Below are 24,514 nucleotides of genomic sequence, written 5' to 3' on the forward strand. Positions count from 1 at the left end.
CGCCTCCCGCACTCGGCGTATCGTTAATGCACTACCTTGACGTCTGTTGTGGCTTGATCGGCGCCAGGGGGAGTGCGCATTGTGGAGAGTCCGCTTCACAATGTGATGACGATCATGAACCGGGACGCATGACACGGGAGTCAGGCCGATGCAGGGTGCGAGCGTTCGCAGCGGCAGGGTATCCTCGCCTGCTGATGATCCAGCATGGTCGAGAAACCAGGCAGAGTACGCGTTGAACATCGTCATTGTTGACGACCAGACGTCCGCCCGGACGATGCTGCGTCACGTCATCGAAGATATCGCGCCGGAACTGAGCGTGTATGACTTCGGTGATCCGCTGACCGCATTGGCCTGGTGTGAGGCGCATCCGGTCGACCTGCTGCTGCTCGATTACCGCATGCCGGAAATGGACGGGCTGGAGTTCGCCCGCCGTTTCCGTCGCCTGCCCAAGCATCGCGACATTCCGGTGATCCTGATCACCGTGGTCGGCGACGAGCCGATCCGTCAGGCGGCGCTGGAAGCGGGGGTCATCGACTTCCTGGTCAAGCCCATCCGTCCGCGCGAACTGCGCGCGCGCTGCTACAACCTGTTGCAGCTGCGCCAGCAGACCGAGAACGTGAAGCAACGCGCCTTGTCCCTGGAGCAGCGCTTGCTGGCCAGCATGCACGAGGTCGAGGAGCGCGAACGCGAGACCCTGTCGCGGTTGGCACGGGCGATCGAGTTCCGTGATGCCGGCACCAGTGCCTACCTCGAACGCATGGCGCGCGTGGCAGGGCTGATCGCCGAGCAGCTCGGCCTGCCCGAAGACGACGTGCGCCTGATCGAGATGGCCGCGCCGCTGCATGACATGGGCAAGATCGCCATTCCCGATGCAGTGCTGCTCAAGCAGGGCAAGCTCAACGACGAAGAACTGGCGATCATGCGGCGGCACCCGCGCATCGGCCATGAGCTGCTCAGTGGCAGCCAGAACCGCTTCATCCAGGTCGGCGCATTGATCGCACTGCGCCACCACGAACGTTACGACGGCAGCGGCTACCCGGATGGGCTGGTCGGTGAGGCGATTCCGCTGGAAGCGCGCATCGTCGCCGTGGCCGACGTCTTCGACGCACTCATCTCACCCCGTCCGTACAAGGAAGCATGGACCATGGAAGCCACACTGGCCTATCTGTATGCCCAGCGTGGCCGCCTGTTCGATCCACGCTGCGTGGATGCGCTGATGCGCGGCCACCAGCAGTTGATGGATATCTGCGCCCAGCACTCGACGGCATCGACGCGACCGGGTGGGTGACATGCAGGACCTGTTCGCACGCGTGAAGCGCCGGTTGGCGCAGCGTCCGGATTCGGAGCATGGCCAGGCGATCGTGCGGGTGGTGCTGATCTCGCTGATCCTGGTCTATGTGCTGTTGTCCGGTGCCCGTCTGTATCGGCTGGATCAATACCAGGGCGTGCTGGCAACGGTGCTGACCGGGCTGGCCCTGTCACTGCTGCTGATTGGCTGGTTGCTGTGGAAGCCGGAGCGCTCCGATCCGCGGCGGGTGGCCGGGATGCTGGCCGACTACGGCCTGATCGCGGTCGGCATGATCCAGATGGGTGAGCCGCTGGCGTGGGTGTATGCGGTGGTGATGTGGGTCACGGTGGGCAACGGCCTGCGCTTCGGGCCGCGTTACCTGGCCGCTGCCATCGTGCTGGCGATGGTCAGTTTCGGCACCACCGTGCTGTTGACCCCTTACTGGCAGGCCAACCTGGGGCTGGCCATTTCCCTGTGGTTGGGGTTGCTGGCAGTACCGTTGTGCTGCTCCTCCCTGCTGCGCCGAAGGATGCGACATCCGACCATGGATACGACTCCCGCCGCTGGCTCCGACAAGCGCTCGCTGCTGGCACGCTTCAAGCAACGCCTGTCCGGGCGCGAGGACAGCGAGCACGCGCAGAACCTGATCCGCATCATCATCACTGCGCTGTTCATCAGCTATCTCGGCTGGCGCTCGCTGAGCGGCGGCGGTGAGGCATTGACTGCGACGTGGCTGATCCTCGCCTTCGAGCTGACCATTTCCGCCGGCCTGCTGACCGCGATCCTGGTCAATCCGGGTGTGTCGCATGTGCGCCGGGTGATCGGCATGCTGACCGACTACACCTGCATGGCCTGGATCATGACCATCCAGGGTGAGCCGGCGGCACCGCTGTATGCGGTGATGCTGTGGGTCACGATCGGCAACGGCATGCGCTACGGCAGCACCTACCTGCGCGTGGCCACGGCCATGGGCTGCCTGGCCTTCCTGTGCACGGTGATGCTGTCGCCGTACTGGCGCGGCCACGACTATCTGGGCTGGGGCCTGCTGCTGGGCCTGGGCGCGATTCCGCTGTACTTCGATTCGCTGCTGCATGCCTTGACCCGGGCGGTGGCAGAGGCGCGCCAGGCCAACGAAGCCAAGAGCCGTTTCCTGGCCAACATGAGCCATGAGTTCCGCACGCCGTTGAACGGGCTGGCCGGCATGACCGAAGTGCTGGCCACCACCCGCCTGGACGACGAACAGCGCGAGTGCCTGAACACCATCCAGGCCTCGACCCGCAGTCTGTTGGCGCTGGTGGAAGAGGTGCTGGACATCTCCGCGATCGAAGCCGGCAAGGTGCGCGTGGAGTGGCACGAGTTCGCGCTGGCCGACGTGCTGCAGGCGATCAACCTGATCCTGACCCCGCAGACCCGCTCCAAATCGCTGGACTATCGCGTGCAGGTGGATGACAACGTGCCGCCGCGCCTGCTGGGTGATGCCGGTCATCTGCAGCAGATCCTGCTCAATCTGATGGGTAACGCGGTCAAGTTCACCGACAGCGGCTACGTGCATCTGCGCGTGTCCAGCCCCGATGTGCTGGGCAGCGAGCGGATGCGCCTGCGATTCGAGATCGTCGACAGCGGCATCGGCGTGCCGGTGGCGCTGCGCGGCCGGCTGTTCAATGCCTTCGAGCAGGGCGATGTCGGCCTGGCCCGCCGGCATGAAGGCACCGGTCTGGGCACCGCCATTGCCAAGGGCCTGGTCGAGTCGATGGGCGGGCAGGTCGGTTATGCGCCGAACAGCCCGCGTGGCAGCGTGTTCTGGGTCGAGATCACGCTGGACGTCGCAGACACTTCATCAGCCCCGGCGGTTCCGTCCGAGGTGGCTGAAGCCGGCAATGTCATCGCGTTCTCCAATCCCTTCCTGCGCCATCGTGCGCGCGTGCGCAGCCTGCGGGTGCTGGTGGCCGACGACCACGAAGCCAACCGCATGGTGCTGCAGCGGTTGCTGGAGAAGGCCGGCCACAAGGTCACCTGCGTCAATGGCGGCGCCGAAGTGCTCGATGCGTTGGAGCAGGCCAGTTACGACGCAGCGATCGTCGATCTGCACATGCCCGGCATGAGCGGACTGGACCTGCTCAAGCAGTTGCGGGTGATGCAGGCCAGTGGCATGCCTTACGTTCCGGTTATGGTGCTGAGCGCGGACGTCACCCCCGAGTCCATCCTGCGTTGCGAGCAGGCCGGTGCCCGCGCCTTCCTTGCCAAGCCCGTGGTGGCCACCCGTCTGCTGGAAGTGCTGGCCGATGTCGCCGCCAACACCCGCGCCGAGTCCGGCATCCAGTCGGTGCCGGCATTGCCGGTTGGCGATGGCGTGCTCGATACCGCGGTGCTGGACGAGCTGGCGTCGCTGGGTATGGGCGATGGCTTCGAACGCAAGTTCATCGACCAGTGCCTGGCGGACGTCGACGCGAGCATGGGCCAGCTGCAGGGCTGCGGCGAGCGCCAGGCCTGGGAGGATTTCCGCGAGCACGCACACGCGCTGCGCGGTGTGGCGAGCAACCTGGGGCTTGTCCAGGTTGCCGCCTCCAGTGGCGAAATCATGCGCATGGCGGACTGGCAGCTGAAGGGGGAATGGAACGCCCGCCTCGGCAGCCTGGCGACCGCCCTGCGCAACGGTAGGAATGCGTTGGCTGCCCGTAGTGCGGGAGCATCGCACCGCGACGACAGCGAGCGCAGCCCGTCCTGACCCGCCAGACGGTCAGGCCGGGTCGCCATTGCGCCGGGCCTGCGCCCGTACCAGCCGATCCATGGTGCGCAGGGACTTCTCGCCGAGCTGCATGGCGGTGTCCACCCAGATCTCGGTGATCCGCATCATTTCATGCAGCGGCACCATGGTGGCGATCTCGTTGACCTCACGCATCGCCGCCCACGCGTGCGGAATGCGCCGGCTTTCCTTGATCACCTGTTCGACCGCGGCAACGCCTTCGCCCACCGGCACCACGATGTCGACCAGGCCCATCTCCTTCAGCTGGCTGGCGGTGTAGAGGTTGCCTTCCAGCATGATCTTCTCGGCCAGGCGCGGGCTGATCCGCTGGCACAGGAAGGAGTAGGCGCCCATGCCCGGGAACAGGTCGAACAGCACCTCGGGCAGGCCCATCAACACGCCTTCCTCGGCGACGATGGTGTGGCAGCTCAGTGCGGCCTCGAAGCCGCCACCCAGTGCATTGCCCTGGACCAGGGCGATGCTGTGGGCACGGGTGCCCAGGCCGGCATGGAAGGCATGCACGCCGCGCACGCAGCGTTGGGCATAGTCGAGCAGGCGGGCGCGGTCGCCCTCGCGGATCAGGCGGCAGAACAGTTCGAGATCGCCACCCAGGTTGAACACGTCGCTGTCCGAGGCAAGAACGACATGGGGTGACAGAGCGTGCGAGGCGCTGAGGCGATCGCCCAGTTCGCGCTGGTAGTCGACGATGTCATCGACCAGACGCGAGGCGAAGCACGGCCGGCCCGGCTGGTTGACCAGGTTGGCGTGCATGTGGATCCAGTAGACATCCCGCTCGGGTTCTTCGGTGATACGCAGGGTAGGGTGCTGCGAGGGACGGGTGATGATGGGGCGTACTGCGGACATGGGAGTTCTCCGTGTGACCGTCCGGCCAACCGCAGAGCGGACGGAGAGGAGTGAGGGGGCGGGCTGAACGTGCGGCGGCGACTGATTCTATGCACCCGTCGTGAACCGCCCGCAAGCGCTGTACCGGCCATGTTCCGGCAATAAAAAGACCCCGCCGTCTCCGGCGGGGTCCCTGTACTCTCCCGTTGCCCGGAAACCCTTACTGGGCGGGCGTATCACGCAGCTCGCGACGGAGGATCTTGCCGACGTTGGTCTTCGGCAGCTCCTTTCGGAATTCTACGATTCTGGGGTGCTTGTAACCGGTCAGGTTTGCCCGCGCATGTTCCTTGACCATTTCCGCGGTCAGGTTCGGGTCCTTCTTCACGATCACGACCTTGACCACTTCGCCGGACTTTTCGTCCGGGACACCGACGGCGGCGACTTCCAGCACGCCCGGCATCATCGCGATGACGTCTTCGACCTCATTCGGGTACACGTTGAAGCCGGACACCAGGATCATGTCCTTCTTGCGGTCGACGATGTAGAAGAAGCCCTGTTCGTCCATCTTCGCCATGTCGCCGGTGTGCAGCCAGCCGTCCGCATCGATGGCGGTGGCGGTTTCTTCCGGACGCTGCCAGTAGCCCTTCATCACCTGCGGGCCCTTGATGCACAGCTCGCCCACTTCGCCCAGCGCCAGGATGTTGCCGTTGTCGTCCTTGATGCAGGCATCGGTGGACGGGATCGGCAGGCCGATGGCACCGTTGTACTCGGGCAGGGTGAGCGGATTGATGCAGGCCGCGGGCGAGGTCTCGGTCAGGCCATAGGCTTCGACCAGGGTCACGCCGGTGACCTTCTTCCAGCGTTCGGCCACGGCACGTTGCACCGCCATGCCGCCGCCCAGGGTGAATTTGACCGAAGAGAAGTCGATCTCGTCGAAGCCCGGGGTGTTGAGCAGGCCGTTGAACAGCGTGTTGACGCCGGTGATGGCGGTGAAGCGGGTGCCCTTGAGCTCCTTGACGAAGCCCTTCATGTCGCGTGGGTTGGTGATCAGGTGGTTGCAGCCACCGAACTTCATGAAGACCAGGCCGTTCGCGGTCAACGCGAAGATGTGGTACAGCGGCAGGGCAGTGATGATCACTTCCTTGCCCGGCTCGATGCCCGAGGTGGACAGCCACGCCGACGCCTGCTGCATGTTGGCGATCAGGTTGCGGTTGGTCAGCATCGCGCCCTTGGCCACGCCGGTGGTCCCGCCGGTGTACTGCAGGAAGGCAATGTCGTCGTGGTCGATCTCGACCGGCGGAAGCGCGTGGCGGCTGCCCAGCTTGAGCGCCTGCTTGAAGCGGACGGCGCCCTTGATGTGGTAGTTGGGCACCATCTTCTTGATGTACTTCAGCACGAAGTTGACGATCGCGCCCTTGGCGCCGAGCAGGTCGCCCAGGCCGGTGGTGACCACGTGCTTGACCGGTGTATCGGCGATGACCTGTTCGACGGTGTCGCCGAAGTTGTCGACCACCACCAGGGCACTGACGCCGGCATCAACCAGCTGGTGCTTGAGTTCGCGCGCGGTGTACAGCGGGTTGACGTTGACCACGGTCAGGCCGGCGCGCAGCACGCCGAAGGTGGCCACCGGGTACTGCAGGCAGTTGGGCATCATCAGGGCGACGCGGTCACCCTTCTTGAGCTTGAGCTCACCCAGCAGGTAGGCGGCGAACTGGGTGACCAGCGCGTCCGTCTCACCATAGGTGAGGACCTTGCCGAAGCTGGAGTAGGCGGGACGGTCGCGGAATTTCGCGACGGAAGCGTCGAAGACCGAGGCGACCGAATGGAATTCGTTGACGTCGATTTCGGCGGGAACGCCTTTCGGATAGCTCTGCAGCCAGGGACGATCCAGACTCATATTCCCCCTCCAGGAATCGTGATGTTTTAGGTTACGGCCCTGAGCGTATCGACAATGGCCGTTCATTGCAGCATACCCCGCCGTAGGGAAAACGCGAAGAGGCCCCGAAGGGCCTCTTTGCTTGGTAATGCCGGCCGCTGGCCGGCATCTGCGCTCGATCGGGATTCCGGTGGATGCCGGCCAGCGGCCGGCACTACCGTGGCCACAAGCGGGGCGCTTGCGTCAGCCCTGCTTGCGTACCGGTGCGCCGTTGGCCTTGTAGTACGGCGCGGTGCTGCGGGCCAGCGGGGTGCGGCCGCGGATCACGTCGGCCAGCTTCTCGGCGATCATGATGGTTGGTGCGTTGAGGTTGCCGGTAACCACCTGCGGCATGATCGAGGCATCGACGATGCGCAGGCCTTCCAGCCCGTGCACGCGGCCCTGGCCGTCGACCACCGCCATCGGGTCATCGGCATGGCCCATCTTGTTCGAGCACGACGGGTGGTAGGCGGTCTCGGCATGCTCGCGGACGAACGCATCGATCTGTGCATCGGTCTGCAGTGCGCTGCCCGGCGAGATCTCGCGGCCGCTGTACGGAGCCAGTGCCGGCTGCGCGAAGATCTCGCGGGTGATCCGGATCGCCGCGCGGAACTCGCGCCAGTCCTGGTCGTGCGACATGTAGTTGAACAGGATGCTCGGATGTTCGCGCGGATCCTTCGAACGCACGTGGATGCGGCCGCGGCTGGGCGAGCGCATCGAACCGACGTGCATCTGGAAGCTGTGTGCCTTGATCGGGTTGGAGCCGTTGTAATTGATCGCCACCGGCAGGAAGTGATACTGCAGGTTCGGCCAGTCGAATTCGGCGTCGCTGCGGATGAAGCCACCGGCCTCGAACTGGTTGCTGGCGCCGATGCCGGTGCCCAGGAACAGCCACTCGGCACCGATGGCCGGCTGGTTGTACAGCTTCAGTGCCGGCGCCAGCGAGACCGGCTTCTTGCACTCGTACTGCAGGTACATCTCCAGGTGATCCTGCAGGTTGGCGCCGACGCCCGGCAGGTGGTGCACCAGGTCGATGTCCAGGCTGCGCAGCAGATCGGCCGGGCCGACGCCCGAGCGCTGCAGGATCTGCGGCGAGGCGATGGCGCCGCCACACAGCAGCACTTCGCGGCGGGCGGTGGCACGCTGCGGCTGGTCGTTGTGCAGCCACTGCACGCCCACCGCACGCTTGCCCGAGAACAGGATGCGGTCGGTCAGCGCGTGGGTGACGATGGTCAGGTTCGGGCGCGGCTTGGCCAGGTCCAGATAGCCGCGGGCGGTGCTGGAACGACGGCCCTTCGGGGTCACCGTGCGGTCCATCGGGCCGAAGCCTTCCTGCTGGTAGCCGTTGAGGTCGTCGGTGCGCGGGTAGCCGGCCTGCACGCCGGCTTCAACCATCGCGGCGAACAGCTCGTTGTTGCCGGCCTTCGGCGTGGTCACGCGCAGCGGGCCTTCGCCACCGTGGTAGTCGTTGGGGCCGATGTCACGGGTTTCGGCCTTGCGGAAGTACGGCAGGCAGTCCAGGTAGGTCCAGTCTTCCAGGCCGGGCATGCTGGCCCAGTTGTCGTAGTCCATCGCGTTGCCGCGGATGTAGCACATGCCGTTGATCAGCGACGAGCCACCCAGCCCCTTGCCACGGCCGCAGTCCATGCGGCGGTTGTTCATGAAGGGCTCGGGATCGGTCTTGTACGCCCAGTTGTAGCGCTTGCCCTGCAGCGGGAAGGCCAGTGCCGCCGGCATCTGGGTACGGAAGTCGAGCCGGTAGTCCGGGCCACCGGCTTCCAGCAGCAGCACGCTGACATCGGCATCTTCGGTGAGGCGGGTGGCCAGCACGTTGCCGGCCGAACCGGCGCCGATGATGATGTAGTCGTACTCGTTATGGGTGCTCATGGGTGTCTCCTGCAGGCCGGGGCGCGCTGCATGCAGGCGTCCCGGCGGAATGTCGGATCGGCGCAGTGGCCGGACGAAGGTGCGCGCTCGGGGCGCGCCGATCAGAACACGCTGGCGTAGTCGCCCAGTTCCACCTGCACCGACTTGATGCGGGTGTAGTGGCCGAGGGTGGAGAGGCCGTTCTCACGGCCGACGCCGGATTCCTTGTAACCGCCGACCGGCATTTCGGCCGGCGATTCGCCCCAGGTGTTGATCCAGCAGATGCCGGCTTCCAGGCGGTGGATGATGCGATGGGCGCGGCTGACGTCCTTGCTGACCACACCGGCGGCGAGGCCGAAGGTGGTGTCGTTGGCTCGACGCACCACTTCGTCTTCGTCGTCGTAGGCGAGGATGCTCATCACCGGCCCGAAGATCTCTTCCTTGACGATGGTCATGTCATCGCGGCAGTCGGAGAACACGGTCGGCAGCACGTAGGCGCCATTGGCCAGCGCGCCTTCGGTGGCACGGCCGCCGCCGGTCAGCAGGCGAGCGCCTTCGGCCTTGCCGCTTTCGATGTAGCGCAGCACGTTTTCCATGTGCGGGAAGCTGGTCAGCGGGCCGAAGTTGGTCTCGGCGGCCATCGGGTCGCCGATGCGGATGCGCTTGACGCGCTCGACCACGGCGGCTTCGAACGCGGCCAGCATGCTGCGCGGCACGAACACGCGGGTGCCGTTGGTGCAGACCTGGCCAGAGCTGAAGAAGTTGGCCATCACCGCGATGTCGGCTGCGCGGTCCAGATCGGCGTCATCGCAGATCACCAGCGGCGACTTGCCGCCCAGCTCCATGGTCACTTCCTTCAGCGACGAGGAGGCGGCGCTGGCCATCACCTTCTTGCCGGTGGCGACGCCGCCGGTGAAGGAGATCTTCTCGATCACCGGGTGCTCGGTCAGCCACTGGCCGATCTCGCGGCCCGGGCCCTGCACGACGTTGAACACGCCGGCCGGCACACCGGCTTCGGTGTAGATCTCGGCCAGCCGGATCGCTGTCAGCGGGGTCACTTCGGACGGCTTGAACACCATCGCGTTGCCGGCGGCCAGGGCCGGGGCCGACTTCCACATGGCGATCTGGATCGGGTAGTTCCAGGCGCCGATGCCGGCGACCACGCCCAGCGGCTCGCGGCGGGTGTAGAAGAAGCTCGATTCGCGCAGCGGCAGCTGGATGCCTTCGATGGCGGTGGCCAGGCCGGCGTAGTACTCGACCACGTCGGCGCCGGTGACGATGTCCACGGTGGTGGTTTCGGCCAGCGCCTTGCCGGTGTCCAGGGTTTCCAGGTGGGCCAGTTCGTCGTTGCGCTCGCGCAGGATCTCGACGGCGCGGCGCAGGATGCGCGAACGCTCCATGGCAGTCATCGCCGCCCACACCTTCTGGCCTTCGGCCGCGCTCTGCACGGCGCGTTCGACGTCGGCCTGGCTGGCGACCTGCACTTCAGCGATCACCTCGCCGGTGGCCGGGTTCACGGTCCTGAAGGTCTTGCCGCTGGTGGCATCGACGCGCTGGCCGTGGATGTAGAGCTGTTGGACGGGCAGGGTGGTCATGGGGCGTACTCCTTGGAAGGGGGCGGGTGCTGAAGCGCTTATAGCGCGACAGCCTGCAACTGGAAGTCGATGTAGCCGTATGCAATGCGCCGGGACTTCTCGGCGTTGAACTGGCCGCCGACCAGGCTGCCGCGCAGCCAGAGGCCGTCGATCATCGCGGCCAGGCCACGGGCGGCCAGGCGGGCCTGCGGGTGGGGCAGCAGGCGGTTGAACTGGTGGCACAGGTTGGAGAACAGGCGCTGGTCGTTGGCGCGCTGCAGCCGGGCCAGTTCCGGCTGGTGCATGCTCGCGGCCCAGAAGGTCAGCCAGACGCGCATCGCGGTGCCGTTGATCTGGCTGTCGTCGAAGTTGCCATCGACGATGGCGCGCAGCTGCTCGCGCGGGTCGTCACCAGCGTCGGCACGGTAGCGGGCGACCGCGTCCTTAAGTTCACGCAGGATCTGCCGCATTGCAGCATTGAGCAGGCCGTCCTTGTCGCCGAAGTAGTGGGCGACGATGCCGCTGGACAGCCCTGCTTTCTTCGCGATGGTGGCGACGGTCGCATCGGCCATGCCGATCTCGTCGATGGTCTGGAAAGTGGCCCGGATCAGCTGCTCGCGCCGTACCGGTTCCACGCCTTTCTTCGGCATTGTCTCTCCACGGATTGCGACCCGAAGGATCGGGCTGCCCGCCATTATGCTTTTTATTGATTGAACGTTCAATCAATAAACCCTAGGATGCGCTCGCGCCCCACGCCATGGGCCCGGTTTACCGGTCCGGCCCCGCCCATGTGCCCCCTCGGACTTGATGAGACGACCCCATGTCTTCCCTGGCTCATCCCAAGCGTTCGCCCCTGCGCTTGAACCGTTTTGTCTTCTTCAGCTCCTCGGTGTCGATCGGCATCCTCGGGCTGCTTACCGTTCTCTATCCCGAAAGCAGCGAGCACTGGCTGCAGTGGGCGCAGGCCGAAGTCTCGGCGGCGTTCGGCTGGTGGTACATGCTGCTGATCGTGCTGTGCCTGGGCTTCGTGCTGTGGCTGGCGTTCTCACCGTACGGCCGCATCCGCCTGGGCCACAACGAGGAATCACCGGCGTTCGGCTACGTGGCCTGGGTGTCGATGCTGTTCTCGGCCGGCATCGGCATCGCGCTGTTGTACTACGGCGCCTACGAGCCGCTGGACCATTTCCTCAATCCGCCCGGGCAGCCCGGCGGAACCGTGGCCGCCGGCCGCGAGGCGATGGTGCTGACCTTCCTGCACTGGGGCCTGCACGGCTGGGCGCTGTACGCGCTGGTCGGCGTGGCGCTGGGCTACTTCGCCTACCGCCGCGACCTGCCGCTGGCGCTGCGCTCGGCGCTGTACCCGATCTTCGGTGAGCGCATCCATGGCCGCATCGGCGACATGGTCGATGGCTTCGGCATCCTTGCCACGCTGATCTCGATGGTGACCAACCTCGGCATCGGCGCGCTGGTGGTGCAGTCCGGCCTGGTCTACCTGTTCCACATTCCGGATACGCCGCAGGTGCTGGTGGCAATTGTGCTGGTGATGATGGTGGTGGCCACCATCGGCGTGGTCGCCGGTGTGGAAAAGGGCATTGCCTGGCTCTCCAACCTCAATGTGCGCCTGCTGTGTGGCCTGCTGCTGTTCGTGCTGATCACCGGCCCGACCCTGCACCTGTTCGATGGCCTGATCCAGAACACCGGCGATTATCTCGGCGCATTCGTGCGCAAGAGCTTCGACATGTACCTCAACGACCCGAAGGGCCGTGAGTGGATGGGCTCGTGGACGCTGTTCTACTGGGCGTGGTGGATCGCCTGGGCGCCGTTCGTCGGTCTTTTCGTGGCGCGCATCTCGCGTGGTCGCACCATCCGCGAAGTGATCATGGGCGTGCTGCTGATCCCGCTCGGCTTCACCCTGGCCTGGCTGTCGATCTTCGGCAACACCGCCATCGACCTGGTGCTCAACCACGGCCAGGCGATCCTGGGTGACGTGGCCCAGCATGATGCGGCGATGACGCTGTTCAAGCTGCTGGAGTACCTGCCCGCCGCGCCGTACGTGGCCGGCGCCGCAGTGGTGATCGGCTTCGTGCTGTTCCTGACTCCGGTCGATTCGGGCACGCTGATGATCGCCAACCTGTGCACGCGTCGCGTCGACGATGGCGTGGAGGACGGCCATGACGCGCCGATCTGGCTGCGCGTGTTCTGGGCAGCCGGCATCACCGTGGCCAGCGTCGGCCTGCTGCTGGCCGGCAACTTCAGTGCGATGCAGACCGCGGTGGTGCTGTGCGGCCTGCCGTTCTCGTTCACCCTGGCGTTCTACATGTGGGGCCTGCTGAAGGCACTGCGCACCGACCCGGACGCACCGCGCCGGTGATCGGGCACCTGGCATCTATCCCGATGCCGTCGGTGACGCAGTAGAGCCAGGCCATGCCTGGCTGCGGAGAAACAGGAAGGGCCGGATCCGCGAGGATCCGGCCCTTCTTCTTGTTGTAGAGCCGAGCCATGCTCGGCTGATGCTGTGGCAATGTAGCCGAGCGCAGGCTCGGCTCTACAGGTGACGCGTTACTTGCTGGCCAGCTGGCGCAGCACGTACTGCAGCAGGCCGCCATGGCGGAAGTACTCGACTTCCTTCGGGGTCAGCAGCATCACCGAGACTTCGAAGGTCTTCTTGGTGCCGTCAGCCTTGGTCGCGGTGACCGTGGCGCGCTTGCTGGCACCGTCCTGCAGGCCGGTGATGTCGATCACTTCCGAACCGTCCAGGCCCAGGCTCTGTGCGTTCTCGCCGTTGCGGAACTGCAGCGGCAGCACGCCCATGCCGACCAGGTTGGAGCGGTGGATGCGCTCAAAGCTCTCGGCCACGACCGCCTTCACCCCCAGCAGCAGGGTGCCCTTGGCCGCCCAGTCACGCGACGAACCGGTGCCGTATTCCTTGCCGGCCAGCACTACCAGCGGCACCTTGTCGGCTTTGTACTTCATGGCTGCATCGTAGATCGCCAGCTTTTCCGGCTGGCCGCCGCCGGCCGGGTAGTACAGGGTGTTGCCGCCTTCCTCGCCACCGAACATCAGGTTCTTGATGCGGATGTTGGCGAAGGTGCCGCGGACCATCACGTCATCGTTGCCGCGGCGGCTGCCGTAGCTGTTGAAGTCGGCCGGCTGCACGCCGCGCTCCTGCAGGAAGCGGCCTGCAGGCGAGTCCTTCTTGATGTTGCCGGCCGGGGAGATGTGGTCGGTGGTGATCGAATCACCGAACAGGCCCATCACGCGTGCACCGTGCACATCGTCGATGCTGCCGGTCTGCATGGTCATGCCATCGAAGTACGGCGGGTTCTTGATGTAGGTGGAGGCATCGCTCCACTCGTACAGGTTGCCGTCCGGCGAAGCGATGGTGTTCCAGCGGGTATCGCCCTTGAACACATCGGCGTAGTTCTGCTTGAACATCTCCGGGCCGATGGTGGCGGCGATGACGTCGCCGATTTCCTTGTTGCTCGGCCAGATGTCGCGCAGGAACACCGGCTGGCCATCGCTGCCGGTACCCAGCGGCTGGGTGGTCAGGTCGATGTCGGTGGTGCCGGCGATGGCATAGGCCACCACCAGCGGCGGGCTGGCCAGGTAGTTCATCTTCACTTCGGGGTGCACGCGGCCCTCGAAGTTGCGGTTGCCGGACAGCACCGAGGTGACCACCAGATCGCCGGTGGCGATGCCGGCGCTGACTTCGGTCGGCAGCGGGCCGGAGTTGCCGATGCAGGTGGTGCAGCCGTAGCCGACCACGTAGAAGCCGATCTTCTCCAGCTCCTTCAGTACGCCGGCCTTTTCCAGGTAATCGGTGACCACGCGCGAACCTGGGCCGAGCGAGGTCTTCACCCACGGCTGGCGGTTCAGGCCCTTGGCGGCCGCGTTGCGGGCCAACAGGCCCGCGCCGATCATCACCGCCGGGTTGGAGGTGTTGGTGCACGAGGTGATGGCCGCGATGACCACCGCGCCGTCCTTCAGGCGGACCTTGCGGCCTTCGGTTTCGATGTCGGCGTAGCCCTTGGCCAGCTGCTCGTTGCCGACCGCGGCACCGCCGCCTTCGTTGACGAACGAGGAGACATCGTCGCTGCGCTTGTCACGGTTGGTGGTCAGGCCAACCAGGGCTTCGCGGTAGTTCTTCTGCACGTCTTCCAGCAGCACACGGTCCTGCGGACGCTTCGGGCCGGCCAGCGACGGCTTCACCGTGCCCATGTCCAGTTCCAGCGTGGTGCTGTACTGCGCGTGCGGGCTGCCCGGTTCGTGCCACAGGCCCTGCGCCTTGGCATAGGCTTCAACCAGATCGATCTGCTCTTCGCTGCGGCCGGACAGGCGCAGGTAGTTCAGCGACTCGGCGTCGATCGGGAAGATGCCGCAGGTGGCGCCGTATTCCGGCGCCATGTTGCCAATGGTGGCGCGGTCGGCCAGCGGCAGGTGCTGCAGGCCGTCACCGTAGAACTCGACGAACTTGCCGACCACGCCCAGCTTGCGCAGCATCTGGGTGACGGTCAGCACCAGGTCGGTGGCGGTGGCGCCCTCGGGCAGCTTGCCGGTCAGCTTGAAGCCGACCACCTGCGGGATCAGCATCGACGACGGCTGGCCGAGCATGGCCGCCTCCGCTTCGATGCCGCCCACGCCCCAGCCCAGCACGCCGATGCCGTTGATCATCGTGGTGTGGCTGTCGGTACCGAACACGGTATCGGGGTAGGCGACCGCCTTGCCGTCCTTGTCCGCCGTCATCACCACGCGGGCCAGGTTCTCCAGGTTCACCTGGTGGACGATGCCGGTGTTCGGCGGCACTACCTTGAAGTTGTCGAAGGCCTTCTGGCCCCAGCGCAGGAAGCCGTAGCGTTCCTGGTTGCGCTGGAACTCGATCTTGCCGTTGAGGTCCAGCGCGTCCGGCTTGCCGAACACGTCGACCTGCACCGAGTGGTCGATGACCAGTTCGGAGGGAATCTGCGGGTTGATCTGCTCAGGCGAGCCGCCGAGCTTGACCACCGCGTCGCGCATCGCGGCGAGGTCGACCACGCAGGGCACGCCGGTGAAGTCCTGCAGGACCACGCGCGCCGGCATGAAGGCGATTTCGGTGTCCGGCTCGGCCGCCGGGTTCCAGCGGGCCACGGCTTCGATGTGGTCCTTGCCGACGGTGATGCCGCCGTCCTCGTGCCGGAGCAGGTTCTCCAGCAGGATCTTCATCGAGTAGGGCAGGTGGGAGATATCGAAGCGCTGGCCCAGCGTGGGCAGGCTGAAGTAGTCGTAGGTCTTGCCGCCGACGTTCAGCTGGCTGCGGGTGGAGAACGAATCGCTCATGCGGGGTAACTCCTTCTTGCGGATGGCTTGCAGTGGCCCGCGCATGGGCGGACCTGCTTGCGGTCGCCGCGGGCCTGACGGCCCCGGTGGTCCCAGTATGAACCCCAGACTGAATGGATTCATCCGGGCCGGGTTCCGGCCTGCGGCATCGGTTCCAGACTACAGGGGAAGGTGTATGGCGTATGTCACGTTTGTGGCCGATCCTTTGCGAGGCAAGGGCTGGCGGGTTGCCGGTCCTGTTCAGGGTGGAAGTATGCCCGGGGAAGTATGTATAATTTGTGCATACTCTGGAGGGCCTACCGATGGAAGCCACTGTTGCAGAACGCGGACAGATCACCCTGCCCAAGGCGGTGCGTGATGCCCTCGGCCTGACCAAGGGCACGCTGCTGAAGGTCGAGCTGGACGGCAGCCGCATCATCCTGCGCAAGAGTGTTGACGATGCCATTTCACGGGCGCGCGGCAAGTTCGCGCTGGACGGTTTCGAGTCGTCCGACGCAGCGGTACGTGCGGTGCGTGACGAGGAATAAGCCGTGATGATCGCCGTCGACTCTCCGGTGCTGGTCGAGCTGCTCAGCAATGGTCCGCAGGCCGATGCCGTGGAAGCCATCCTCAGGCAGAGCCTGGTCGGTGGCCGCGTGGTGGTCTGCGGCGCGACCCTGGCCGAGGTCTGCGCATCGCTGCGTGGCGGTGCCGAGGTGCTCGAAGCGCTGGAAGAAATGGGCGTGCACTTCAACCCGATGGAAGCCAAGTCGGCGCTGCGCGCCGGCGAGATGCACCGCCGCCACCGCCAGCGCAGCGGCAGCCGCCGCAGCCTGGACGAATTCATGGTCGGCGCCCATGCACTGCTGCAGTGCGATGGCCTGATCACCTGGAACGACACGTTTTACCGCGACTACTTCAAGGGCCTGAAGCTGATCGTGCCGCAAGCCTGAGCCCATTTTGTTTTCTCAACCTACGCATTACCCGGGAGTTGTCATGTTGGAAGCCTACCGCCACCACGTCGCCGAGCGCGCTGCGCTTGGCATCCCGCCGCTGCCGCTGAGCGCGCAGCAGACGGCCGATGTCATCGAACTGCTGAAGAACCCGCCGCAGGGCGAGGCCGAGTTCCTGCTCGACCTGCTGACCCACCGCGTGCCGGCCGGCGTCGATGACGCGGCCAAGGTCAAGGCCTCGTACCTGGCGGCGATCGCCCTGGGCAGCGAGCAGAACCCGCTGATCAGCCGTGAGCGCGCCACCGAACTGCTGGGCACCATGCTCGGCGGTTACAACGTCGCCCCGCTGGTGCAGCTGCTGGACGATGCCAGCGTCGGCACCATCGCCGCCAACGGTCTGAAGAAGACCCTGCTGGTGTTCGATGCCTTCCATGACGTGCAGGAAAAGGCCAAGGCCGGCAATGCCAACGCCCAGTCCGTGCTGCAGAGCTGGGCCGACGCCGAGTGGTTCACCAGCAACCCGGAAGTGCCGCAGAGCCTGACCGTCACCGTGTTCAAGGTGCCGGGCGAAACCAACACCGACGACCTGTCGCCGGCGCCGGACGCGACCACCCGCCCGGACATCCCGATGCACGCCCTGGCGATGCTGAAGAACAAGCGCGACGACGCGCCGTTCACCCCGGAAGAAGACGGCAAGCGCGGCCCGATCCAGCAGATCCTCGACCTGAAGGACAAGGGTCACCTGGTCGCCTACGTTGGCGACGTGGTCGGCACCGGTTCCTCGCGCAAGTCGGCCACCAACAGCGTGCTGTGGTGGACCGGTGATGACATTCCGTTCATCCCGAACAAGCGCGCCGGTGGCGTCTGCCTGGGTTCGAAGATCGCCCCGATCTTCTACAACACCATGGAAGATGCCGGTGCACTGCCGATCGAGCTGGACGTGTCGAAGATGGAGCACGGCGATGTGGTCGAGCTGCGTCCGTACGAAGGCAAGGCGCTGAAGAACGGTGAAGTGATCGCCGAGTTCCAGGTCAAGTCCGAAGTGCTGTTCGACGAAGTGCGCGCCGGTGGCCGCATTCCGCTGATCATCGGCCGTGGCCTGACCGGCAAGGCACGCGAAGCGCTGGGCCTGGCCCCGACCGACCTGTTCCGCCTGCCGGTGCAGCCGGTCGATACCGGCAAGGGCTTCTCGCTGGCGCAGAAGATGGTTGGCCGCGCCTGTGGCCTGCCGGAAGGCCAGGGCATGCGCCCGGGCACCTATTGCGAACCGAAGATGACCTCGGTCGGCTCGCAGGACACCACTGGCCCGATGACCCGTGACGAGCTGAAGGACCTGGCCTGCCTGGGCTTCTCGGCCGACCTGGTGATGCAGTCGTTCTGCCACACCGCCGCTTACCCGAAGCCGGTGGACGTGAAGACCCACCACACCCTGCCGGAGTTCATCTCCACCCGTGGCGGCGTCTCGCTGCGTCCGGGCGACGGCGTGATCCACAGCTGGCTCAACCGCATGCTGCTGCCGGACACCGTCGGCACCGGTGGTGACTCGCACACCCGTTTCCCGGTGGGCATTTCGTTCCCGGCCGGTTCGGGCCTGGTTGCCTTCGCCGCTGCCACCGGCGTGATGCCGCTGGACATGCCGGAGTCGGTGCTGGTGCGCTTCAAGGGCAAGATGCAGCCGGGCGTGACCCTGCGTGACCTGGTCAACGCGATTCCGCTGTACGCGATCAAGTCGGGCCTGCTGACCGTGGCCAAGGCTGGCAAGAAGAACATCTTCTCCGGTCGCATCCTGGAAATCGAAGGCCTGCCGGAGCTGAAGGTCGAACAGGCGTTCGAACTGTCCGACGCCTCGGCCGAGCGTTCGGCGGCCGGTTGCTCGGTGCGCCTGAACAAGGAGCCGATCATCGAGTACCTCAACAGCAACATCACCCTGCTGAAGTGGATGATCGCCGAGGGTTACCAGGACCCGCGTTCGCTGCAGCGCCGTATCGAGAAGATGGAAGCGTGGCTGGCCAACCCGGAGCTGCTGGAGCCGGATGCCGACGCCGAGTACGCCGCTGTCATTGAGATCGACCTGGCCGACATCCATGAGCCGATCGTGGCCTGCCCGAACGACCCGGACGACGTGAAGACCCTGTCCGAAGTGGCCGGCGCCAAGATCGACGAAGTGTTCATCGGTTCGTGCATGACCAACATCGGTCACTTCCGTGCGGCTGCCAAGCTGCTGGAAGGCAAGCGTGACCTGCCGACCCGCCTGTGGGTGGCCCCGCCGACCAAGATGGATGCCTCGGAGCTGACCAAGGAAGGCGTGTACGGCACCTTCGGCGCCACCGGTGCACGCATGGAAATGCCGGGCTGCTCGCTGTGCATGGGCAACCAGGCGCAGATCCGCGAAGGTTCCACCGCGATGTCGACCTCGACCCGCAACTTCCCGAACCGCCTGGGCCGCAACACCAACGTGTACCTGGGTTCGGCGGAACTGGCGGCGATCTGCTCGCGTCTGGGCCGCATCCCGACCAAGGAGGAGTACATGGCGGACATCGGCGTGATCAACGCCAATGGTGCGGAGATCTACCGCTACATGAACTTCGACCAGATCGAGGAATACCAGGACGTGGCCAAGACGGTCGCCGCCTGATGCGGTAACGAAAAGCCCCCGGCTCGCGCCGGGGGTTTTTTTGTGGGCCGACGACGCATGGTAGTGCCGGCCGCTGGCCGGCAACCCGTTGAAACGAAGAAGCCCCGGTGAAAGCCAGGGTTTTTTTTGTTGCCTGATGGCCTGTAGCACCGAGTCCATGCTTGGCTGCTGTTCGCGCCATGCGCGATGAGTCGAGCGTGGCTCGACTCTACAACGGCATCCACGCATGGCGTGGATCTACTGCAAGCGGAGTCCTTGAGCCGGGGCGCGCAATCAGCCGCGCGCCAGCGCCAGCAACCGTTCCGCAATCCGTTCCAGCGGCACCTGTTCCTCGGCGGCGCCGAGCTTGAACGCGGCACCGGGCATGCCCCAGACCACGCTGCTGGCCTCGTCCTGCACCAGCGTCGGGGCGCCGGCCTGACGCATCTCTAGCAGGCCGCGTGCACCGTCATCGCCCATGCCGGTGAGAATGGCACCGATGGCGTTGCCGCCGGCGTTCTGCGCGACCGAGCGGAACAGCACATCCACCGCGGGCTTGTGCCGGTTCACGGCCGGGCCGTCGTCGACCCGGCAGCGCCAGCGCGCACCGTCGCGGATGATCCGCAGATGCTTGCCACCCGGTGGCAGGTAGGCGTGGCCGGGCAGCACCGCTTCACCGTCGCTGGCCTCACGCACTGCCATGGCGGAATGGCGATCCAGTCGTTCGGCGAAAGCCGTGCTGAAGCTGGCCGGCAGGTGCTGGGTCATCACCACGGCCGGGCCGTCGGCGGGCATGCCTTCCAGCACTACACGCAGGGCCTCGGTGCCACCGGCCGATGAGCCGATCGCGATCAGCCGGTCGGTGGTGCGGAACTGGGGCGTGGCGGGACGCGTCGCTGGGGAGGCGTCCAGCAGGAGCTTCGGTGCGGCAGCGCGCACCAGCGGGCGAACGCGCGAACGCGCCGCCATCTTCACTTTGGCGATGATCTCGTCGGCGTAGCCCTGCAGGCCCCGCGCAACGTCCAGCTTCGGCTTGGAGACGAAATCCACCGCGCCCAGCGCCAACGCCTGCAGGGTAGTGTCGGCGCCGCGTTCGGTCAGCGAGGAGATCATCACCACCGGCAGCGGGTGCAGGCGCATCAGGTTTTCCAGGAACGCCAGCCCGTCCATGCGCGGCATTTCCACGTCCAGCGTGATCACGTCCGGGGCCAGGCGCTTGATCTTCTCGCGTGCCAGCAGCGGGTCGGCGGCGGTGCCGACCACGTCGATGGACGGATCGCTGGACAGGATCTCGGTGAGCATCTGGCGCACGACGGCGGAGTCGTCGACGATCAGGACCCGGCAGGGGGCGTTGCCGGTCAGGGTCATTCGAACAGCTCCACGCCACCGGTGACCGGAGCCTTGGACAGGCGTGCACGCACGGCCGATTCGGTCGCAGCCACTTCGGCTTCATGGGCATGCGGCAGACGCTGCACCACCACGCGGCCGGTATCGGCGAAGAACCAGATCTTGCGCGGATGGATGCCGCACAGGTCTTCGGCGATGATCGGAATGTGCTCGGCCTGCAGGTACTGGCGCACGAACTCGGCGTTGCGGGTGCCGACCGGATTGCTGGTGAACCCCTTGAGCACGTTGGCGCCGCCGAACACCTTGGCCTCGATGCGCTTGCGGTGCGCGCCGCGCTTGAGCATGTCGTTGATCAGCAGTTCCATCGCGTAGCTGCCGTAGCGCGCGGGTGCGCCATCGCCGGCGTTGCCTTCGGGCAGCAGGAAGTGGTTCATGCCGCCGATCTTCAGCACCGGGTCGCGCAGGCAGGCGGCCACGCAGGAGCCGAGTGTAGTGGTCAGCGCGGTGGTGTCGTCGACCACCAGGTACTGGGTCGGCAGCAGCTTGGCCGCAATGGTCTTGAAGCGCGCGTCCTGGTAACGCATCACATCATCGGTACGCAGCGATGCGTTCATGCGCCGGCCTTTGCCGCACGGCGGTACAGGGTGCGTCCGCAGGGCTGGATCAGGTCGGCGGCGTGCAGGTAGTTCTCCGAGTGGCCGGTGTAGAGCAGGCCATCGTCGGACAGGTGCTGCACCAGCCGGCCCAGGATCGCGCGCTGGGTCGGCTTGTCGAAGTAGATCATCACGTTGCGGCAGAACAGCGCATCGAACGGGCCACCGACGTCGTAGCGCGGCGCGAGCAGGTTCAGCGGACGGAACTCGATCAGCTCGCGCAGTGCCGGCAGCACGCGGCACTGGCCCTCGTTGGGGCCGCTGCCGCGCTGGAAGTAGCGGCGGCGCAGGTCCGGGTCGAGGCTGGTGACGCGGTCGATGTTGTAGACGCCACGGCCGGCCGTGGCCAGCACCTGGGTATCGACGTCGGTGGCGATGATGCGTACCGGTGGCTTCAGGGTGCCGAAGGCTTCGCAGGCGGTGATCGCCATCGAGTAGGGCTCTTCGCCGGTGGAGGCGGCGCACGACCACAGCAGCAGCGGCGTGCGGCTGGAGCGCTGCTGCAGCTCCTCGCGCAGCTTGTCGAAGTGGTGCGGCTCACGGAAGAACGAGGTCAGGTTGGTGGTCAGTGCGTTGGTGAACGCCTGCCACTCGTCACCGTCTTCCTGCTCCAGATGGTCCAGATACTGCTGGAAGCTGCGCATGCCCAGCGTGCGCAGGCGGCGCGACAGGCGGCCATAGACCATGTCGCGTTTTGCCGGGGCGAGGGCGATGCCCACGCGCTGGTAGATCAGGTCGCAGACGCGGCGGAAATCACGGTCGGCGAACTCGAATTCGCGCGGGCCGGTGACGATGGGAGTAGGACTTTGCACGGGGGACGTGTCCATCGGCAGAGGCGGCGGCCGAAGCCGCCGCGGGTGGGTCTCAGAATTCCTGCCAGTCGCTGTCGCTGGCGACGAAGGTGCTGGCGTTGCTGCTGCGGCGGACCGGTGCTGGCGTCGGAGCCGGCCGCGGACGCGCCACGGCGGCGGCAACATGCGCCGGCTCGACACGCGCGGCCACTGCCTTCATCGCGGCCGAGACCTGGTTGTCCAGGCGGAAGATCGCCACGGCGTCGGCCAGCTGGCCAGCCTGTTCTTCCATCGCACGTGCGGCGGCGGTGGCTTCTTCCACCAGCGCAGCATTCTGCTGGGTGGTTTCGTCCATCTGCACCACGGTCTGGTTGACCTGCTCGATGCCAGCCGACTGCTCCTGCGAAGCCGCGGAGATCTCGGCCATGATGTCGGTCACGCGCTGCACCGAGGCGACGATCTCGCCCATGGTGCTACCGGCCTGGTGCACAAGGCTGGAGCCTTCGGCGACCTTGCCGACCGAATCATCGATCAGGCCCTTGATCTCCTTGGCCGCGGCGGCCGAGCGCTGGGCGAGGGTACGCACTTCGCTGGCGACCACGGCGAAGCCGCGGCCCTGTTCGCCGGCACGTGCGGCTTCCACTGCGGCGTTCAGCGCCAGGATGTTGGTCTGGAAGGCGATGCCGTCGATGACCGAGATGATCTCGGCGATCTTCTTCGACGAAGCTTCGATGGCCGACATGGTGTTGACCACCTGGCCGACCACGCTGCCGCCTTGGGAAGCAACACCCTGCGCGCCGATCGCCAGCTGATTGGCCTGGCGGGCGTGCTCGGCATTCTGGCGCACGGTGGAGGTCAGTTCCTCCATTGACGCGGCGGTTTCTTCCAGATTGGCGGCCTGCTGCTCGGTACGGCGCGACAGGTCACTGTTGCCCGAGGCGATCTCACCGGCGGCCAGGGTGATGCTGCCGGCGCTGGCCTGGATCTGGCCGACGATCTGGGTCAGCTGGGTGACGGTGGTGTTGGCGTCGTCCCGCATGCGTGCGAACACGCCCTGGTAGTCGCCGTGCATGCGCGCGGTCAGGTCGCCTTCGGCGATGGCCGACAGCAGCTGCGAGAGCTTGCCGAGGTTGTCATCGCTGACCGCCATCATCGCGTTGAGGTTTTCCAGCATCAGGCGGAAATCGTGATCGAAGCGCTGCGCGTCGCCACGGCGGCTGAAGTCGCCTGCGGCGGCGGCACTGGCCAGCTGCTTGATCTCGGCGTTGATGCGGCCGAGGTTGGCCTTGACCGTGTCGACGGTGGTGGTCATCGCGGCCTTCTCGCCGGGGTAGCGCGCGACGTCGCGGCTCAGATCGCCCACCGCGTACTGCTGCACCACGTCCAGCACATCGTGCAGGGTCTGCACGTGGCCGCCGACCAGGGCATTGGTTTCCTGCACCATCAGCCCGTACTCGCCGGGGAAGGCGCTGGCATCGATGCGGTAGCTCAGTTCGCCGCCGTCGTGGCGACGCGCCATCTCGCGCTGGCCGCTGATCACCGCGTGCAGCTGCTGCTGCATGCCCGACATGGCGTCCAGCAGGCGGCCGGTCTCGTCATGCGGCTGCGGGCCGATGTGGCTGTCCAGCTTGCCGCGGGCGATACCCTCGGCGACGGCCGTTGCCTGCTTCAGCGGTACGGCGATGCGGTTGCCGATGAGCCAGCTCAGGGCCAGCACGATCAGTACCAGCACGCCACCGGAGACGGCCATGATGGCGGTGAACACCAGTGCCTGCTTCTGCACGTCGTCCATGTAGACGCCACTGCTGACCACCCAGTTCCAGGGCGCGAACAGGCCGGCGTAAGCCACCTTCTCGACCTCGCCCTTGCTGCCGGGCTTGGCCCAGCGGTAGTTGACGAAGCCGCCACCGGCCTTGGCTGCTTCCACCTGGTCGTAGTAGATGCGCACGCCGTCGTCGGTGCGGAAATCCTTCATGTCCTTGCCGACCAGGTCCTTGCGGAACGGGTGCATCAGCAGGCGGTAGCCGGTGTCGTAGATGTTGAAGTAGTAGGCATCGTTATCGGCGCGCATCACTTCCAGCGCCTGCAGGGCGGCGGCCTTGGCAGCGTCTTCGCTGAGCTCGCCGGTACCGGCCAGGCGATGGTAGTGCTGGAGGATGCCGTAGCTGAGTTCGACCTGGGTCTTCAGCGCGGTCTTGCGGGTCTCGGTCAGGTCGAGGTACTGCATGCGGGCGGCGATCACCGAGAGCGCGATCACGCCAAGCGCGATGAGCAGCGTCAGCAGGTTGAGCTTGCGCCGGACGGAGAGGTTGCTGAAGTAGTGTTGCCAGCGATGCATGAGATTCATCGAGCAGGACCAGGTCGAAGCGGGCGGGCGGCGCCGTGCCGGTCACAGCGGGACAAGCGGTGACAACCCCGTTATCGGCCGCGCGGGCGGGGGATTGAGGTGCGGTGTCCGAACGTATTCAGGTTTCCTTGCAGCGGCGGCTGCGGCGCTGCCTGCGGCAGGCTTTTGAAGCAACAGCAACAGCAACAGCAACAGCAACGGCGGTTGGTCGGCTCTGAATTTTCAGTGGGTGGCTGGATCGGGGTAGGCTGGCGGGACACGCCGTAAACCCGTCCTTGGGGGCTCGAT

At 66.0% G+C, this 24,514-nt stretch carries 16 protein-coding genes; 6 read left to right on the top strand and 10 right to left on the bottom strand.

Features of this window, described 5'->3' with window-relative positions; genetic code table 11:
* Window positions 1-148 precede the first annotated feature (148 nt).
* Both rpfG and ACZK45_RS09815 read left to right on the top strand, forming a co-directional pair.
* Window positions 149-1,288 (top strand): cyclic di-GMP phosphodiesterase response regulator RpfG, encoded by a 1,140-nt coding sequence (gene rpfG / locus ACZK45_RS09810; RefSeq protein WP_006364528.1) that lies wholly within the window; start codon window positions 149-151, stop codon window positions 1,286-1,288.
* Between the two features lies 1 nt (window position 1,289).
* A complete protein-coding gene (locus ACZK45_RS09815) occupies window positions 1,290-4,013 on the top strand; it encodes a response regulator (protein WP_478445781.1) in 2,724 nt (907 codons plus the stop codon).
* 12 nt (window positions 4,014-4,025) lie between these two features.
* Here ACZK45_RS09815 and rpfF read toward each other — a convergent pair whose 3' ends face one another.
* From rpfF to betI, 5 genes are all read right to left on the bottom strand, one after another.
* Window positions 4,026-4,895, bottom strand: coding sequence for a diffusible signal factor synthase RpfF (rpfF, locus tag ACZK45_RS09820; protein WP_012480080.1), 870 nt, complete (start codon window positions 4,893-4,895; stop codon window positions 4,026-4,028).
* Between the two features lie 199 nt (window positions 4,896-5,094).
* Window positions 5,095-6,771, bottom strand: a complete 1,677-nt coding sequence (locus tag ACZK45_RS09825) for a long-chain fatty acid--CoA ligase (protein ID WP_032129834.1) — start codon at window positions 6,769-6,771, stop codon at window positions 5,095-5,097.
* A gap of 222 nt (window positions 6,772-6,993) precedes the next feature.
* Entirely contained in the window at window positions 6,994-8,676 is a 1,683-nt protein-coding gene (betA, locus tag ACZK45_RS09830) for a choline dehydrogenase (protein WP_253144534.1), read from the bottom strand.
* Between the two features lie 101 nt (window positions 8,677-8,777).
* A complete protein-coding gene (gene betB, locus ACZK45_RS09835) occupies window positions 8,778-10,250 on the bottom strand; it encodes a betaine-aldehyde dehydrogenase (RefSeq protein ID WP_478445782.1) in 1,473 nt (490 codons plus the stop codon).
* Window positions 10,251-10,288: 38 nt separating this feature from the next.
* Complete coding sequence (gene betI / locus ACZK45_RS09840; RefSeq protein WP_005416394.1) at window positions 10,289-10,879, bottom strand: transcriptional regulator BetI; 591 nt, start codon at window positions 10,877-10,879, stop codon at window positions 10,289-10,291.
* Window positions 10,880-11,049: 170 nt separating this feature from the next.
* Between betI and ACZK45_RS09845 the strand changes: the two genes are divergently transcribed.
* Window positions 11,050-12,600: a BCCT family transporter gene (locus ACZK45_RS09845; protein WP_180837606.1), complete on the top strand. Its 1,551-nt coding sequence runs from the start codon at window positions 11,050-11,052 to the stop codon at window positions 12,598-12,600.
* Window positions 12,601-12,788: 188 nt separating this feature from the next.
* Here the strand turns inward: ACZK45_RS09845 and acnA are convergent, their stop codons facing one another.
* Window positions 12,789-15,542: an aconitate hydratase AcnA gene (acnA, locus tag ACZK45_RS09850; protein WP_125895862.1), complete on the bottom strand. Its 2,754-nt coding sequence runs from the start codon at window positions 15,540-15,542 to the stop codon at window positions 12,789-12,791.
* Between the two features lie 302 nt (window positions 15,543-15,844).
* Between acnA and ACZK45_RS09855 the strand changes: the two genes are divergently transcribed.
* The 3 genes from ACZK45_RS09855 to acnB are packed head-to-tail and all read left to right on the top strand — an operon-like array spanning window position 15,845 to window position 19,109.
* Window positions 15,845-16,069, top strand: coding sequence for an AbrB/MazE/SpoVT family DNA-binding domain-containing protein (locus ACZK45_RS09855; RefSeq protein WP_005409505.1), 225 nt, complete (start codon window positions 15,845-15,847; stop codon window positions 16,067-16,069).
* 6 nt (window positions 16,070-16,075) lie between these two features.
* A complete protein-coding gene (locus ACZK45_RS09860; RefSeq protein WP_008267153.1) occupies window positions 16,076-16,474 on the top strand; it encodes a type II toxin-antitoxin system VapC family toxin in 399 nt (132 codons plus the stop codon).
* Between the two features lie 43 nt (window positions 16,475-16,517).
* The gene (gene acnB, locus ACZK45_RS09865; protein ID WP_032129839.1) at window positions 16,518-19,109 is read left to right on the top strand and encodes a bifunctional aconitate hydratase 2/2-methylisocitrate dehydratase; all 2,592 of its coding nucleotides are present in this window, start codon (window positions 16,518-16,520) and stop codon (window positions 19,107-19,109) included.
* 273 nt (window positions 19,110-19,382) lie between these two features.
* Here the strand turns inward: acnB and ACZK45_RS09870 are convergent, their stop codons facing one another.
* From ACZK45_RS09870 to ACZK45_RS09885, 4 genes are read right to left on the bottom strand one after another with little or no spacing between them, the layout of a single operon-like run.
* Entirely contained in the window at window positions 19,383-20,456 is a 1,074-nt protein-coding gene (locus ACZK45_RS09870; protein WP_125895860.1) for a protein-glutamate methylesterase/protein-glutamine glutaminase, read from the bottom strand.
* Complete coding sequence (gene cheD / locus ACZK45_RS09875) at window positions 20,453-21,049, bottom strand: chemoreceptor glutamine deamidase CheD (protein WP_008264676.1); 597 nt, start codon at window positions 21,047-21,049, stop codon at window positions 20,453-20,455. The genes ACZK45_RS09870 and cheD overlap by 4 nt, the downstream gene beginning before the upstream one ends.
* Window positions 21,046-21,915 (bottom strand): CheR family methyltransferase, encoded by an 870-nt coding sequence (locus tag ACZK45_RS09880; RefSeq protein WP_050509861.1) that lies wholly within the window; start codon window positions 21,913-21,915, stop codon window positions 21,046-21,048. Before ACZK45_RS09880 ends, cheD begins: the two co-directional genes overlap by 4 nt.
* Window positions 21,916-21,952: 37 nt before the next feature.
* Window positions 21,953-24,226 carry a methyl-accepting chemotaxis protein gene (locus ACZK45_RS09885; RefSeq protein ID WP_180837605.1) on the bottom strand — a complete coding sequence of 758 codons (2,274 nt, stop codon included), beginning with the start codon at window positions 24,224-24,226 and terminating at the stop codon, window positions 21,953-21,955.
* Between the last annotated feature and the right edge of the window lie 288 nt (window positions 24,227-24,514).

It is taken from the genome of Stenotrophomonas sp. 63632_Sma (assembly GCF_056482875.1).

Bases quoted from the DNA above. Each gene is read 5' to 3' on its own strand.
- rpfG (WP_006364528.1), top strand. From the start codon at position 149: ATGCAGGGTGCGAGCGTTCGCAGCGGCAGGGTATCCTCGCCTGCTGAT.
- ACZK45_RS09815 (WP_478445781.1), top strand. From the start codon at position 1,290: ATGCAGGACCTGTTCGCACGCGTGAAGCGCCGGTTGGCGCAGCGTCCG.
- rpfF (WP_012480080.1), bottom strand. From the start codon at position 4,895: ATGTCCGCAGTACGCCCCATCATCACCCGTCCCTCGCAGCACCCTACC.
- ACZK45_RS09825 (WP_032129834.1), bottom strand. From the start codon at position 6,771: ATGAGTCTGGATCGTCCCTGGCTGCAGAGCTATCCGAAAGGCGTTCCC.
- betA (WP_253144534.1), bottom strand. From the start codon at position 8,676: ATGAGCACCCATAACGAGTACGACTACATCATCATCGGCGCCGGTTCG.
- betB (WP_478445782.1), bottom strand. From the start codon at position 10,250: ATGACCACCCTGCCCGTCCAACAGCTCTACATCCACGGCCAGCGCGTC.
- betI (WP_005416394.1), bottom strand. From the start codon at position 10,879: ATGCCGAAGAAAGGCGTGGAACCGGTACGGCGCGAGCAGCTGATCCGG.
- ACZK45_RS09845 (WP_180837606.1), top strand. From the start codon at position 11,050: ATGTCTTCCCTGGCTCATCCCAAGCGTTCGCCCCTGCGCTTGAACCGT.
- acnA (WP_125895862.1), bottom strand. From the start codon at position 15,542: ATGAGCGATTCGTTCTCCACCCGCAGCCAGCTGAACGTCGGCGGCAAG.
- ACZK45_RS09855 (WP_005409505.1), top strand. From the start codon at position 15,845: ATGGAAGCCACTGTTGCAGAACGCGGACAGATCACCCTGCCCAAGGCG.
- ACZK45_RS09860 (WP_008267153.1), top strand. From the start codon at position 16,076: ATGATCGCCGTCGACTCTCCGGTGCTGGTCGAGCTGCTCAGCAATGGT.
- acnB (WP_032129839.1), top strand. From the start codon at position 16,518: ATGTTGGAAGCCTACCGCCACCACGTCGCCGAGCGCGCTGCGCTTGGC.
- ACZK45_RS09870 (WP_125895860.1), bottom strand. From the start codon at position 20,456: ATGACCCTGACCGGCAACGCCCCCTGCCGGGTCCTGATCGTCGACGAC.
- cheD (WP_008264676.1), bottom strand. From the start codon at position 21,049: ATGAACGCATCGCTGCGTACCGATGATGTGATGCGTTACCAGGACGCG.
- ACZK45_RS09880 (WP_050509861.1), bottom strand. From the start codon at position 21,915: ATGGACACGTCCCCCGTGCAAAGTCCTACTCCCATCGTCACCGGCCCG.
- ACZK45_RS09885 (WP_180837605.1), bottom strand. From the start codon at position 24,226: ATGAATCTCATGCATCGCTGGCAACACTACTTCAGCAACCTCTCCGTC.